Origin of the sequence: Candidatus Accumulibacter phosphatis (assembly GCF_000024165.1) — a bacterium.
In the GTDB taxonomy this organism is placed as follows: domain Bacteria; phylum Pseudomonadota; class Gammaproteobacteria; order Burkholderiales; family Rhodocyclaceae; genus Accumulibacter; species Accumulibacter phosphatis.
Window position 1 is genome coordinate 73,912 of the sequence record NC_013193.1, and the last position, 13,667, is coordinate 87,578.

Genomic DNA, 13,667 nt, shown 5'->3' on the forward strand with positions numbered 1-13,667 from the left:
TATTCGCACTGCGTGCTCAACGGGCGTCCTGCTCTGCGAGGCCGGACGGCTACCGCCGTCACAAGCAAGGAGAAAACGATGGAGAACAGCGCGATGGAGAACACCGACAAGACCACCCGCAAAGGCAGCCCACCGATCAAGGTGTACTGCCTTCCCGAAGAACGGCAACAGGTCGCGGCGAACGCCAGAGCCGTCGGCCTGAGCCTGTCGACCTACCTGCTGAACGTCGGCGTCGGCTACCAGGTGCGCGGCATCGTGGACCACAAGCAGGTCGAGGAGCTGGCGCGGATCAATGGCGACCTCGGCCGGCTGGGTGGCCTCCTGAAACTCTGGCTGACTAACGACGCCCGCACGGCGCAGTTCGGCGAGTCCACCATCCGGGCGGTGCTCTCCCGGATCGAGGCGACGCAGGGCCAGATGATCAGCGTCATGCAGAACGTGGTCAGACCGAGATCCGACCGATGAGAACTTTAGCCGCTGAAATTCCCGGAAGTCCGGGATGATCGCCAAGCACGTCCCCATGAAGTCGGTCAGGAAGAGCGACTTCGCCGGCTTGGTGAAGTACCTCATCGATGAGCAGCAGAAGCGCGAGCGGGTGACGGGCGTCTCGGTCACCAACTGCCACGCCGAGCGGCCCGATGCAGCGATCCTCGAAGTGCTCAATACCCAGGCGCAGAACAGGCGCGCCGAGTCCGACAAGACCTATCACCTGATCGTCAGCTTTCGCGCCGGCGAGCAGCCCGACGCGGCGACGCTGCAGGCGATCGAGTGGCGAATCTGCGAAGGACTAGGCTACGGCGAGCATCAGCGGGTCAGTACCGTGCACCAGGACACCGACAACCTGCACCTGCACATCGCCATCAACAAGATTCACCCGACCCGCTACACGATCCACGACCCGTACCGCGACCACAAGACGCTGGGCGAGTTGTGCGAGAAGCTGGAAAGCGAATACGGGCTGCAACGCGACAACCACCAGGCACAGAAGCGCGGGGCCGAGAACCGGGCAGACGACATGGAGCGGCACGCGGGCATCGAGAGCCTGCTCGGCTGGATCCGACGCGAATGCCTGGAACAGATCCAGGGCGCGCAAAGCTGGGCCGAGCTGCACCAGGCCCTGCGCGACAACGGCCTCGAAATCCGCGAGCGGGGCAATGGTCTGGTCATCGCCGACGCGGCCGGCACGATGGTCAAGGCGAGTTCCGTTGCTCGCGAACTGTCCCTGGCCAAGCTCGAGGCCCGCTTCGGCCGCTTCGAGCCTTCACCCGAGCGGCTGGCGAACCAGGCCGACCAGCCGACCCGGCAGTACCAGCCGCGCCCCTTCCGGATGCGCGTCGATACGGTCGAGCTTTACGCCAGGTACCGCGCCGAGCAGCAAGGCCACGGCGCTGCGCGCACGGTCGAGTGGACACAGGCCCGTGACCGCAAGAGCCGCCTGATCGAAGCCGCCAAGCGCAGCGGGCGCCTGAAGCGGGCGGCGATCAAACTGATGGGTGGCCCGGGTTTGAGCAGGAAGGCGCTCTACGCCCTGACCAGCCGGACGCTCAAGGACGAGCTCAACCAGATCCACCAGCAGTACCGCAAAGAACGGCAAGCCATCCACGACAAGTACCGGCGCCAGGCATGGGCCGACTGGCTACGCCGCAAGGCCACCGAAGGCGACAGCGAGGCGCTGGCAGCCCTGCGCGCCCGCGAGGCCGCCCTCGGCCTGCAGGGGAACACCATTGCCGGCAACGGTGGTCAGCAAAAAGGGCAGGGCGTCGAAGCGCAGCAGGACGGCGTCACCAAGAAGGGCACCCTCATCTACCGCGTCGGCGCATCCGCCATCCGGGACGATGGCGACAAGCTGCAGGTGTCCCGTGGCGCCACCCCAGACGGTCTGGAAGCCGCCTTGCGCATGGCCATGGCGCGCTACGGCGACCGCATCACGGTCAAGGGCAGCGCCGAATTCAAGGAAAGCATCGCTCACGCCGCGGCGACCGCGGACCTGCCGATCACCTTTGACGACGCTGCCCTGGAGCAACGCCGCCAGACCCTCTTGAACGAAATCACCGCGAAGGAGAACCGCCATGATGCAAGCGCACGCACTGACCGAGGACGAGCAGATCGAGGCCGCATTCGCCATCCTGGACCAAACGCAACCCACCCCACCGGCGCCGGCCGCCGCGTCGGCAGCGCCGCAGCCCCTCGAGCTACCCGCAAGCCCAACGTTGGCCGGGTTGGACGCCAGCCGCCGCCCGAAGCTCAGAACCGTCTGCGAAGTCTGTCCCAACTCGGTCTGGTTCGCATCGCCAGCGGAAGTGAAGTGCTATTGCCGGGTCATGTTCCTGATCACCTGGAGCACCCAGGAGCCCAACCAGATGACGGCTTGCGACGGGGCCTTGCTCGGCCAGGAGTAGCGGCGGTGGCCGGAAGAGCCGGGCCAGCCCCAGCCTCCTCAGCGCTGGCAGCAGTCGACAAGTACATTGCCGAACGCGAAGAAAAACGCCTTGCAATATTCGATATACCGAAACATAGACGATATAATGAGAATGACTCGGGCGCGGCAATTTACGCCGGCAGCCGTCAGATCGATGGCCACTCGCTGGCCCTGCTGAAACGCGGCGAGGAAGTCATCGTGCTGCCGATAAACGAAGCGACCGCCAGACGCATGCAGCGTCTTGCCCTGGGTGATCCGGTCACCGTCACCCAGGGCTCGATCAAGATGCCAGGAAGGAGCCGATGAAAGACCAGTTCAACAACGCCGTCGGACCCCAGGTGCGAGGATCGACGCCGAAGGCCGGCAAGCTCATCCCGGCGTTGGTCGTGGTTTCCCTGGCGGCCGGCCTGCAATCCGCCACCCAGTTCTTCGCGCACGATTTCGGCTACCAGGCGGCACTGGGCCGTCACTTCGAGCACCTGTATGTGCCGTGGTCGATCCTGCAATGGGCTGGCCAGTGGTACGGGCAGTACCCGGAGGCGATCATGCGCGCCGGCAGCGTCGGCATGATCGTCACCACCCTGGGCCTGCTCGGCCTGGCGGTTAGCCGGATGGTCCTGGCCAACTCGTCCCGGCTGAACCCTTACCTGCACGGTTCGGCCCGCTGGGCCAACCTGAAGGACATCCAGGCGTCTGGCCTGCTGCCCCGGCCGCGAACGTTCTGGCAGGCGCTCACCGGCGCCCGGCCGGCGGCCAGTGCCGGCGTCTATGTCGGTGCCTGGCTGGACCCGCGGGGTCATTCGCATTACCTGCGCCACAACGGCCCGGAGCATGTCCTGTGCTACGCGCCGACCCGTTCCGGCAAGGGCGTCGGCCTGGTGGTGCCGACCCTCCTGTCGTGGGGCGAGAGCGCCGTCATCACCGACCTGAAGGGCGAGCTCTGGGCCTTGACCGCCGGCTGGCGCCGGCAGCACGCGAAAAACCAGGTGCTGCGCTTCGAGCCCGCCGCGGCCAGCGGCAGCGTCTGCTGGAACCCTCTGGACGAAATCCGCATCGGCACCGAGCACGAGGTTGGCGACGTGCAGAATCTCGCCACGCTGATCGTCGACCCGGACGGCCGCGGCCTGGAATCACACTGGCAGAAAACCAGCCAGGCGCTGCTGGTCGGCGTCATCCTGCACGCGCTCTACAAGGCCGCCAACGAGGGCACGGCGGCCACCCTGCCGGCCGTCGATGCCCTGCTGGCCGATCCAGACCGCGATGTCGCCGAGCTCTGGATGGAGATGCGCACCTACGGCCACCTTGACGGCCAGAACCATCCGGCCGTCGGATCGGCCGCCCGCGACATGATGGATCGCCCCGACGAAGAAGCCGGGTCGGTCCTGTCCACGGCCAAGTCGTACCTGGCGGTGTACCGCGATCCCGTCGTCGCGCGCAACGTCAGCAAGTCCGAATTCAGGATCCGGGACCTGATGCACCACGCGCAGCCGGTCAGCCTGTACATCCTCACCCAGCCGAACGACAAGACCCGTCTGCGGCCGCTGGTGCGCGTCATGGTCAGCATGATCGTCCACCTCCTGGCCGATAAGCTGCACTTCGAGAACGGCCGGCCGGTCGCCCACTACCGGCACCGCCTGCTGATGATGCTCGACGAGTTCCCCAGCCTGGGGAAACTCGAAATCCTGCAGGAGTCGCTGGCCTTCGTCGCCGGCTACGGGATCAAGTGCTACCTGGTCTGCCAGGACATCAACCAGCTCAAGAGCCGCGAAACCGGCTACGGCCACGACGAAAGCATCACCTCGAACTGCCACGTGCAGAACGCCTACCCGCCGAACCGGGTAGAGACCGCCGAGCACCTTTCCAAACTGACCGGGCAAACCACCGTCGCCAAGGAGCAGATCACCACCAGCGGCCGGCGCGCGAGCGCCTTGCTGGGGCAGGTGTCGCGCACCATCCAGGAGGTGCAGCGCCCGCTGCTGACCCCGGACGAGTGTCTGCGCATGCCGGGCCCGATCAAGAACGCCCACGGCGACATCGAAGAAGCCGGCGACATGGTCGTGTACGTTGCCGGCTATCCCGCGATCTACGGCAAGCAGCCGCTCTACTTCAAGGACCCGATATTCCAGGCCCGCGCCGCGATCCCGGCACCGCAGGACAGCGACAAGCTGATCCACGTCCACGACGTGCCGGCAGGGGAGGGCATCACTCTATGAACCGCCTGCTGCGACGCCTTGCCGTGGGTACCGCCATCGCCGGCGCCGCGATCCTGGCGCTGGGTGCGCTCGCCTATGCCAGTGGTGCCCGCATCAACAGCACCAAGAGCATCCCGGTTGGGCTGTACTGGCTGAGCAGCGAGCCGGTGGAGAAGGGCGCTTACGTGATGTTCTGCCCACCGCCCATCGGCGTCTTCGAGGACGCCAGGGCCAGGGGTTACGTTGGGGCCGGCTTCTGTCCGGGCGGGTACGGTTACCTGATGAAGCGCGTCCTGGCCGCCAAAGGCGACGCCGTCACCATCAGCGATGAAGGTGTGCGCGTGAACGGCGAGCTGCTGCCGCACAGTACCCCGATCCGGGCCGACAGCAACGGCCGGCCCCTGCTGCGCTTTCCGGCCGGGCGCTTCACGCTGGACGGTTCCGAACTGCTGCTGATGTCGGATGTCAGCGGCACGTCCTTCGATGGCCGCTACTTCGGCCCGATCCACCGTTCGCAGATCAAGGGCGTGATCCGCGCTGTTTTTACCTGGTAAAGAGTTGGCAAGCCCCATCACAGCAACCGCAAGGAGAAAGGCCATGAATGACCCAAACACACTTCCCAAGAACGACGTGACCTTCGCCGAGAGGGCCGACGATCAGGCCAACGCAGCCGACGACCAGCCCAACGCCGCCGACGCGCTGCGCGAGAAGCTGCTCGACGCGATGACGCCCGGCTATCAGGCCGAGTTCGACCCCGACGAGGCCGAAAAGGCCGGCGCCTTCATCGAAGACGCCTTGAGCGAGCAGGATGCCGCCGAGAGCGACATCGACCTGGTGGATACCACCGCGGCGGTCGCCACGACCACCACCAAGGCGAGGAGGTGAGAAGGATGGCCGACACCAAGAAAGCCTTTCACGAACAGGTGGCCGAGAAGCTGATCGAGCAACTGCGGCAGGGCACCGCGCCATGGCAGCGGCCGTGGGAAGCGGGCGAGGCGGCTTCCCTGCTCCCGATCAACCCGACTACCGGCAAGCGCTATCGCGGCATCAACGCCATCCAGTTGCTGAGCCAGGGCCGTGTCGATCGACGCTGGCTGACCTACAAGCAGGCCGCTGCTGCCGGTGCGCAGGTGCGCAAGGGCGAGCACGGCACGGCCATCCAGTACTGGAAGTTCAGCGAGGAACAAACCCGGACCGACGAGAGCGGCAAGCCCGTCCTCGATGCCCAGGGCCAGCCGGTCAAAGCGGAAGTGCGGCTGGAGCGGCCGCGGGTGTTCTTCGCCACCGTCTTCAACGCCGAGCAGATCGACGGCCTGCCGGCGATGCAACGCAGGGAACAGACCTGGGACGCCGTCGAGCGCGCCGAAGCCATCCTGCAGGCGTCCCGGGCCGTGATCCAGCACGGGGGGCAGAACCGCGCCTTCTACCGCTTGCGGACCGACAGCATCCACCTTCCCGACAAGGGCCAGTTTCCTAGCGCCGACAACTATTACGCGATCGCACTGCACGAACTCGGGCACTGGACTGGCCACCCATCACGCCTGGATCGCGACCTGGCGCATCCTTTTGGCAGCGAGGGCTACGCGAAGGAGGAACTGCGGGCCGAAATCGCCAGCATGATCCTGGGCGACGAACTCGGAATCGGCCACGATCCCGGCCAGCACGCGGCCTACGTCGGCACGTGGATCAATGTCCTGCGGGACGATCCGCTGGAGATTTTCCGGGCCGCGGCCGACGCCGAGAAGATCCACGGCTACGTGCTGGCTCTCGAACAACAGCAGGTTCAAGAACAGACCAGCCAGCAGGCACAGACCCAGGACAGTGCACAGAATCAGGGTAGCGCAGAGAACCACGACAACACAGAGAATCAGGAGGCGGCCATGAAGAGCTTCACGCAGACCCCCGTGCTCGCGAGCGCGGCGCTCAACTCGACCGATGGCGAAGCGGCAGTTGCCGACCCCCGCCTCGACCCGATCAACCCGCACGAGCAAGCGGCCCGGTTGGCACGAATCGAGGAAGAACGGGTGCGCCGCGACCCCAACAGCACCGATGAGGACATTGCCGCCGCCCGAGAAGCGCGCAAGTCGGCCGACGTCGCCGCGCTCCTCAATGACAAGGACCTGCAACGGCAGATCGCTGAACACGAACGCGAGCAGCAGACTACCCAGGCCGGTCAGGTAGACCAGGCCAGCCAGTCCAGCAAGATCTGGATCGACGTTCCCTACCCGCAGAAGGACGAGGCGAAAGCGCTGGGTGCGCGGTGGGATCGTCAGGAACAGTCCTGGTATGTCCCGGCCGGTGTGGATCCAGCCCCCTTTGCCCGGTGGACGCCGGCGGCTGCTCCCCAGGCCCGACCCAAGCAGTCGCCAGCCACCCCGCCGCGCCAGTATCTTGCCGTTCCCTACGGCGAACGCGTCGCCGCCAAGGCGGCCGGCGCCGTGTGGGACAAAGCCGCGAAGTCCTGGTACGCCGGGCCAAAAGCCGACCTGGCCAAGCTCAAGCGCTGGAAGCCCGAGAACGTGCCCACTCAGCAAGGCCCGGCGATGACGCCGAGGGACGAGTTCGCCGAAGCACTGCGCTCGATCGGCTGCGTGGTGAGCGGCGACCACCCGATCATGGACGGCCAGAAGCACCGCATCAGCGTCGAAGGCGAGAAACACAGCGAGAAATCCGGGTCGGGCTTCTATGTCGGCCACCTGGACGGCCACCCGGCTGGCTACATGAAGAACAACAAGATCGGCATCGACCTGAAGTGGAAATCGAAGGGCTACACGTTCGAACCCGAGCAGAAAGCCCGGATGCTCGCCGAGGCGGCCGAGAAGCTGCAAGCCAGAACCGCCGAACAAGAGCGGCTGCACGAGCAGACCGCGCAGCGTGTCGCCCGGCAGATGGCGAAGCTGCTGCCGGTCATCGAGCCGACCGCGTACATGAACGCCAAGGGCATCGAACCACAGCCCGGCGTCTTCACCGACCGCGAAGGCCAGAAAACCTACATCCCGGCCACCGACGTCGACGGCAAGCAATGGACGATGCAGTACATCCGCGAGGACGGCAGCAAGCGCTTCGCCAAGGACAGCCGCAAGGAGGTCTGCTTCCATGCGATCGGCGGCCTGGACGCGCTGGCCAAGGCACCCGTCCTGGTCATCGGAGAAGGCTACGCCACCGCCGGCAGCCTGTCACAAACGCTGGGCTTCGCGACCGTCGCCGCCTTCGACTCGGGGAATCTGGTGCCCGTCGCCAAGGCCCTGCACGAGAAGTACCCGGACAAACCGATCGTGATCGCCGGCGACGACGACAAGCACCTGGAAGCCACCCAGGGCGTGAACCCCGGCCGCAGCAAGGCCGAGGAAGCCGCCCGGGCGGTCGGCGGCAAGCTGCTACTGCCGATCTTCGCGCCCGGCGAGCAAGCCGCGAACCCCAAGGGCTTCACCGACTTCAATGACCTGGCTACCAAGAGCGTGCTCGGGCAGGAAGGGATTGCGCGGCAGGTTCGGTCGGTGGTTGATGACGTGATCGAGTGGCAGCGGGGGCGCAGTGTCGAGGGGCGGGCGCGCGGGGAAAGGCAGGAGCAGGCAGTGCGTCGGGTAGCGAAGGTCGGATGATACCTACGGCGGCATCGCAAGTTGTACCGCGATGCCGCTTGTTCGTTGCTCGGCAGCCCCTTGTGGTGGATGGACGCTTTCAAAAACGGCGACTGTCGGTTCCGGGTCGTAATCGGGATTAGGCTTTCCCCTGTCTCAATGTGTCGATGAGAGGCCACGGCCGATAGCCGCCAGTGGAGGCTCTTGAAAGCGGCCATTCACCGCACGCCGCGACAAATCGAAAGCCGCCGTTCGATACTCAGCAGTGCTACTCTTGCGTGATCGGCAGGTTTGAAGGAGCAGCGGTCGCTGCGTGCAGGATGGCGTCCGTCGGGGGCCGGCCTTAAGCGGACGGTAGGGACTTGTCCCCAAAGGCGACGGTGACCTGGGGGCGATCAACCGTAAGCGGTCATTCGGCTGGGGATGTCGATCTTCTCGCCTGACCGACCGCTACGCTACGGAAAGCAGTCACTGGATGCAGGATGGCGTGTGTCGCCACGCCAGCGGGGTCGTTGTTGGCGGCCGAACAGCGTGCGCAGGATCGGCACGTCGAGCAGGCGCTGGGTACGATCAATCAAGCCCTGGAAGATCGCATCCAGGGTGGTGCCACGGACGAACAAGAGATTGCGGCTGTACTCGATTTGATAGACCGAGTAGCGGTGCCGGAAGCGGCTGCGCTCTTGCTCCTCGATCGTCAGCGCGAAGCACAGGCAGCTTGAGTACACCCAACGGTCACAGACCTCGGCCAGTCGCCCTATGGCGTGCTCATCGCACAAGGTATCTGCGAGCTGATCCAAAGCCTGGAACGAACCCCCGACGAAGCAGTTACCCTCCTTCTCCAAGGAGATGGCCTGCGCGCGGGCCTGCCGTTCGACCCATTCGTGACCGTTGAGCATGAGTTGGACACCGAAAGGCGGGTGTCCGCTCATTTTGATGGTGAGGTGACCCCACTCGGGGTCGATGAGGGGAAAGTGGTAATGATTGACGTAGGGCCAGGGCTTCTTGCGCTCCAGGTGGGGGCACCGCTCTTGCAGGTCGTGACCTTCCAGACCAGGGCGGGCGCCCTGGCGACGAGGATCAGGAACAGACCGCGAAACTGTAGATCCGCGGGCAGGTACTTCTCGGCCAACTCGTGCTTGCGCTGATCGGGCGGGCAATGGATCAGGGGAATGCCGTGTCCCTTGGCCCAAGCATGAACCCGGTGGCTGAAACGGCCAGCCATTTGCATCAGGTGGTCCGCATCCAGGGTGGCGTCCGATCCGGTCAGTACTCGCCACCAGGTACGGAAAGCGCCACCTTGCTGGCCAAGCGGAAAGTAGCCGTTGAGCACGATGCGATCGACACAATCATAGGCGGCCTTCGAGAAGTTCCTCGTAATACGCCGACAAGTCATCGGGTTGTTTCATCGGAAGAGCCTCCGCGCACACCGGAAAATCCCGTTGATCCTTTGACCGCTGTAGCGCCAACGGATTCTTTCCCCTCACCCGGCGTGAGAACGGCTGCTCGCCCTGAGCTACCCCTGTCGCGACCGTAGGGGGGTCAGCTGCCCAGCCAATGCGGTAAGGGGGCCAGGGCATCACACCATCCCGACCACTCGGTTTTCGGCTGTTCTCAGAAGGAGAACCTCTTTTCCCAAGCGCAGCCTTGGGAAAAGCCTAAACCTTAGGATAAACGCTGCGGTACGAAATCTGCGGTTCGCTTCCTGACAATTTGCGTACGAAACCTTTCAAAAACGTAACGCGTGGGTCAGCGTCCTGTTGGTATCGGACTCGTAAGATGGCATCGCGGTTGGACGAAATGAGTCCGACACGATTAACCCGATGTCACAAGGAGAGAACCATGAAAACGAATTTTTCCAAACTTGCCCTGATCGCTGCGATCGGCCTCGCTGCCGCCGGAACGAGCTACGCGCACGAAGATTATTCCGAAGCCCGCATCGACCACTGGCTGCGCCACGTTTCGGAAAGCCAGAGCGCTCCGACGGCCAATCAACTGGCTCCGTTCGGCTACGCCGCCACGAAAAATGCCGACCGCGAGGTCAGCCTGCCCAGCGGTGGCAAGTATCTCAACGTCACGCGCCTGGAAACTCTCAAGCTCAATGTCGATGGCAAGAGTGTTGTCTGGACCTTCGATACGCTCGGCACGGCGGCCTTTCCGCTCTCCACGATCGTACCGGGAGCCGATGGCATCACCGTTTATGTAAGAGAAAACCCCGCCTACCAGGGGGGCTGAACAACCTGACTGCCGGATGACGGAATTGTCACCCGGCAGCTGGGAAAATGTCAGGATCAACACCCTACTATTCATACTGCAGTACAACTTCTTGAGGAGATTGAAATGATGAAAAAAATGCTGATGGTTGCCCTGATGAGCGCGGTCTCAGTGACCGCATTCGCATCCGATGCTGCTCGCGCTGCTGCAAAGCAAGTGATTGAGCTGAAGGATGGCTCGACGGTCTACATTTTCAAGGATGGGAAAATGGGCATGGAGGACAAACTCGGTCGTGCGATTCGCATGGAGAAAGGCATGGTGATGGAAACCAAGGATGGTCAGAAGATCATCATGCACGGCGACGAAGTCATGCGCCTCAACCCACTGCTACGCGAAGGGCATCGCGGTCCTTGATTTCCCGCATCACGCAAATTCGACGGCTCCTTCGGGGGCCGTTTTCATTTTGAAGCACCGTTCAAGCATCACCTTCAGTTCCAGTATCCATTGGGTGTGATCTCTGGACTGGCCTTGCTCGTATAGCATCGGAGCAATCTGGCGGAAGACGGCATAGATCGCCGGGTCGAAATGCTGCCCAGCCTCCCGTTCCATGATGCTCAGCGTCTCGTCCAATGACAAAGCTGGTTTGTAGGGACGAACGGAGGTCAATGCATCGAACACGTCCACCAGGGCAAAGATTCTTGCAGCGAGCGGTATCGCCTTTCCTGAAAGTCCGTCTGGATAGCCTTTCCCGTCAAAGCGTTCGTGATGATGCCGGATGGTCTTCTCGGCACCGGACAGCCAGGGATTGCCAGCGACAATCTCGATGCCCAGCACTGCGTGGGTCTGCATGACCTGGAATTCTTCGCTGGTCAGCCGTCCCGGTTTCAACAAAATCTGATTCGGGATACCGATTTTTCCAACGTCGTGGAGAAAGGCGCCCAGCACCAGTTCGGTAACGGTTTCCTTGTCAACGCCCACCGCTTCAGCAAGTGTGACCGCATAGCAGGTAACCCGGTAGTTATGGGCGTCGGTGTCCGCGTCACGCTTGGCGATGGCGTTTCCGAGAGATCGCAGCAGTGAGAGATTGGCGTCCAGGAGTCGAGACGACAATGCCACCGTACGCCCCAGCAATCCTGACATCAATGGATAGAGCAGCAGTGCCGCGGCGAGTACCGAAATCGTGGCTGTTAGCGCAGCCCCACGAGTCTGAAGTTTTCTCTCATGCAAGGCTGACTGGGAAACCAGGCTGATCCCCTCAACATAGCCCACAAGACGGCCATCATTCGTGGTCATCGGCAGAATGACCTGGACCAGTTCTTCTCCTGCCACGGGGATTCGCTTGCTATGGCTATTGGGCGGGATTGGCCATGGATGGCGCTGCTGTCGGGCAAACTCTTTCAATGTTTCGGGCAGTGGTCGCCAGACGTCGAACAGCATCTCGGCATTGGATGCAAAAACTCGAATCCCGACAAACTCGTCGGTCAGCAACTGCGAAATCGCGGAATGACCATCTCCTTTCTCACCGCCGACCGCCAACTGCATTGCAGGCGACTCGAAATGCCTGACCCCCGTAATAGCGCGCTCAAGAGTACGCTGCTCGACGCGATACGATTCGACCCAGTAGGCAAGACCTCCCGCGAGACTGCCAACCAGAAGCGCACCGATGCCAAGGCGTCGTGCCAACAGGTGGTGCAATTGCCGGGGAGTTTCAGGGAGTTCAATGGTTTTCATTTCAAATTCTGTAGTAATTCCATGAGATGCTTGAAATGCCCGCTGACCCGATCAAGGGAAAATTGGTACATCAGTGAGTTTTCGGAAAACTTCTGTCGCTCAACATCCATCTCCACCGTATTACCATCGGCTGCGGCTTGATACGGTACATGGAACTTCAGCGGGAACGGTGGTGCCTGCGTTCCCCCTGACAGATGGCCATTAGCGGTAGTGGCCAACGATAGCGATGCCGCCGTGCTCGTGACGACTCGGGCGGCCTCATTGATGTCGATATCGACCGCCTTGTAGCCAGGCGTATCGGCATTGGCGATATTCGAGGCCAGAAGTTGCTGCCGATACGCCCGAACCCCAAGCATTTTCTGCTGAAAATCATGGCCGGCATGACCACCTTGCCCGATTGAGAGGTCCTTGGGATGGGCCGATGTCGTACTGGATGCCGTCCCAGAAAATTCTCTGCCATGAGTACCGTGGCCGCCTCCGCGATTGTTGGATTTTTGGGCAATCGCCTGATTCAAGGCTTGGGAAAATGCTCCGTTGTCGGTGATAGCCGTCCCCCCTCCATGTTCCTCATGTCCGCCTTGCACCGGTGGCGACGGGGTGTTTGCAGCTGGGGAAATGGATGGAACTCCTGCCATGACGGCGACTACCCGTTCATGATCAGGATGGCCTTCACTGGATCAATTTGGCCGACGTCATGCCATTTCAGACCAATGTCCGCCATAGGAATCTCTGCCAGGCAGCCATGGTTGCATTCGACGATCCAGCGTTTCTGAAGCACCGTCCGACAATAGTTGTAATTCAGCATCTTCGGGTCACACCCGACCGCGAGTGCTAGATTGCGACACACACATCGATTGCCGTGCTCTGCCGGTTTGCGGATGTCCATAGCTGAAAAGTCGGGGCCTTACAGGCAAGTTACTTCATATCTCGTGGATGGTAGTGCTTGCTCTTGTACTTGGCTGCGTTGGGCTTATCGGCCTTCGCATCCGGCATGCTTTGCGGGATACCGGTCTTCTCCTGGAGATGAGAATGCGGGCTTGTCAGCCGCCTTGTCAGCCTGTGCTTCGGCAGCCTTCGGGGCCGCGGCCTTGTCATCGGCGTAGACGGCACCCGTCGTGGCTGCTCCAGCGAACAGAACAGCGGCGATGAGGGAAGAGATTTTCATGATCGTGGCTTCTGGGTTTTGGGGAATTCAATGGTCCGAATCGCATGGACAAATGCAGTTTATGCTTCTGTCGCCGTCAACAAGGTGACTTGCAAATTACATTGTCGTTAGCAAGCGTTGCCGAATACGGTTTCACCAAATGCCCGATTACGTCAGCGAGCGCCTCACGCAATTGCCGTCCGCAACACCCCATCAGAATTCCGTTTTCCAACGCATCCTGGGCCACCTGACGAAGTTCAACCAGGTTCTCGTTGAGTATTTTGATTATTTCCGCACAGACAATGAGCTTCCCGGAGGAGTCTTGTCAACGCGCCGGCCTTGACGACATCATCAAGTTCACTTTGCCGAATGTCGGGCCAGCGTCTGCA

Annotated in this window: 12 protein-coding genes; 8 read left to right on the plus strand and 4 right to left on the minus strand. The window is 62.5% G+C overall.

All coding sequences use genetic code 11. From position 1 onward, the window contains the following. The first annotated feature begins 93 nt into the window (after window positions 1-93). From traJ to CAP2UW1_RS22545, 6 genes are read left to right on the plus strand one after another with little or no spacing between them, the layout of a single operon-like run. The gene (gene traJ / locus CAP2UW1_RS22520) at window positions 94-465 is read left to right on the plus strand and encodes a conjugal transfer transcriptional regulator TraJ (RefSeq protein ID WP_012806751.1); all 372 of its coding nucleotides are present in this window, start codon (window positions 94-96) and stop codon (window positions 463-465) included. 34 nt (window positions 466-499) lie between these two features. Further along, on the plus strand, window positions 500-2,725 hold the full coding sequence (gene traI / locus CAP2UW1_RS22525) for a TraI/MobA(P) family conjugative relaxase (RefSeq protein WP_012806752.1): 2,226 nt from the start codon (window positions 500-502) through the stop codon (window positions 2,723-2,725). Further along, the gene (locus CAP2UW1_RS22530) at window positions 2,722-4,632 is read left to right on the plus strand and encodes a type IV secretory system conjugative DNA transfer family protein (RefSeq protein WP_012806753.1); all 1,911 of its coding nucleotides are present in this window, start codon (window positions 2,722-2,724) and stop codon (window positions 4,630-4,632) included. The genes traI and CAP2UW1_RS22530 overlap by 4 nt, the downstream gene beginning before the upstream one ends. Next, window positions 4,629-5,165, plus strand: a complete 537-nt coding sequence (traF, locus tag CAP2UW1_RS22535; protein ID WP_012806754.1) for a conjugative transfer signal peptidase TraF — start codon at window positions 4,629-4,631, stop codon at window positions 5,163-5,165. The genes CAP2UW1_RS22530 and traF overlap by 4 nt, the downstream gene beginning before the upstream one ends. Window positions 5,166-5,208: 43 nt before the next feature. Next, window positions 5,209-5,496 (plus strand): hypothetical protein, encoded by a 288-nt coding sequence (locus CAP2UW1_RS22540; protein WP_012806755.1) that lies wholly within the window; start codon window positions 5,209-5,211, stop codon window positions 5,494-5,496. A gap of 5 nt (window positions 5,497-5,501) precedes the next feature. Next, the gene (locus CAP2UW1_RS22545; protein WP_012806756.1) at window positions 5,502-8,213 is read left to right on the plus strand and encodes a zincin-like metallopeptidase domain-containing protein; all 2,712 of its coding nucleotides are present in this window, start codon (window positions 5,502-5,504) and stop codon (window positions 8,211-8,213) included. A gap of 434 nt (window positions 8,214-8,647) precedes the next feature. Here CAP2UW1_RS22545 and CAP2UW1_RS22550 read toward each other — a convergent pair whose 3' ends face one another. Together CAP2UW1_RS22550 and CAP2UW1_RS22555 are read right to left on the minus strand one after the other, a co-directional pair. Next, window positions 8,648-9,088 (minus strand): hypothetical protein, encoded by a 441-nt coding sequence (locus CAP2UW1_RS22550; RefSeq protein WP_041568870.1) that lies wholly within the window; start codon window positions 9,086-9,088, stop codon window positions 8,648-8,650. Window positions 9,089-9,117: 29 nt separating this feature from the next. Continuing rightward, window positions 9,118-9,585 (minus strand): hypothetical protein, encoded by a 468-nt coding sequence (locus CAP2UW1_RS22555; protein WP_041568871.1) that lies wholly within the window; start codon window positions 9,583-9,585, stop codon window positions 9,118-9,120. A gap of 446 nt (window positions 9,586-10,031) precedes the next feature. On the opposite strand from CAP2UW1_RS22555, the gene CAP2UW1_RS22560 reads away from it, so the two are divergent. Then, window positions 10,032-10,424 (plus strand): CzcE family metal-binding protein, encoded by a 393-nt coding sequence (locus tag CAP2UW1_RS22560; RefSeq protein ID WP_012806757.1) that lies wholly within the window; start codon window positions 10,032-10,034, stop codon window positions 10,422-10,424. Between the two features lie 105 nt (window positions 10,425-10,529). After that, window positions 10,530-10,817 (plus strand): periplasmic Cu(I)/Cu(II)-binding protein CopK, encoded by a 288-nt coding sequence (gene copK, locus CAP2UW1_RS22565; RefSeq protein ID WP_012806758.1) that lies wholly within the window; start codon window positions 10,530-10,532, stop codon window positions 10,815-10,817. Window positions 10,818-10,826: 9 nt separating this feature from the next. On the opposite strand, the gene CAP2UW1_RS22570 is transcribed toward copK, so the two are convergent. Next, entirely contained in the window at window positions 10,827-12,134 is a 1,308-nt protein-coding gene (locus CAP2UW1_RS22570; protein ID WP_012806759.1) for an HD-GYP domain-containing protein, read from the minus strand. Continuing rightward, window positions 12,131-12,649: a flagellar basal body rod protein FlgB gene (flgB, locus tag CAP2UW1_RS25850; protein ID WP_296757897.1), complete on the minus strand. Its 519-nt coding sequence runs from the start codon at window positions 12,647-12,649 to the stop codon at window positions 12,131-12,133. Before flgB ends, CAP2UW1_RS22570 begins: the two co-directional genes overlap by 4 nt. Between the last annotated feature and the right edge of the window lie 1,018 nt (window positions 12,650-13,667).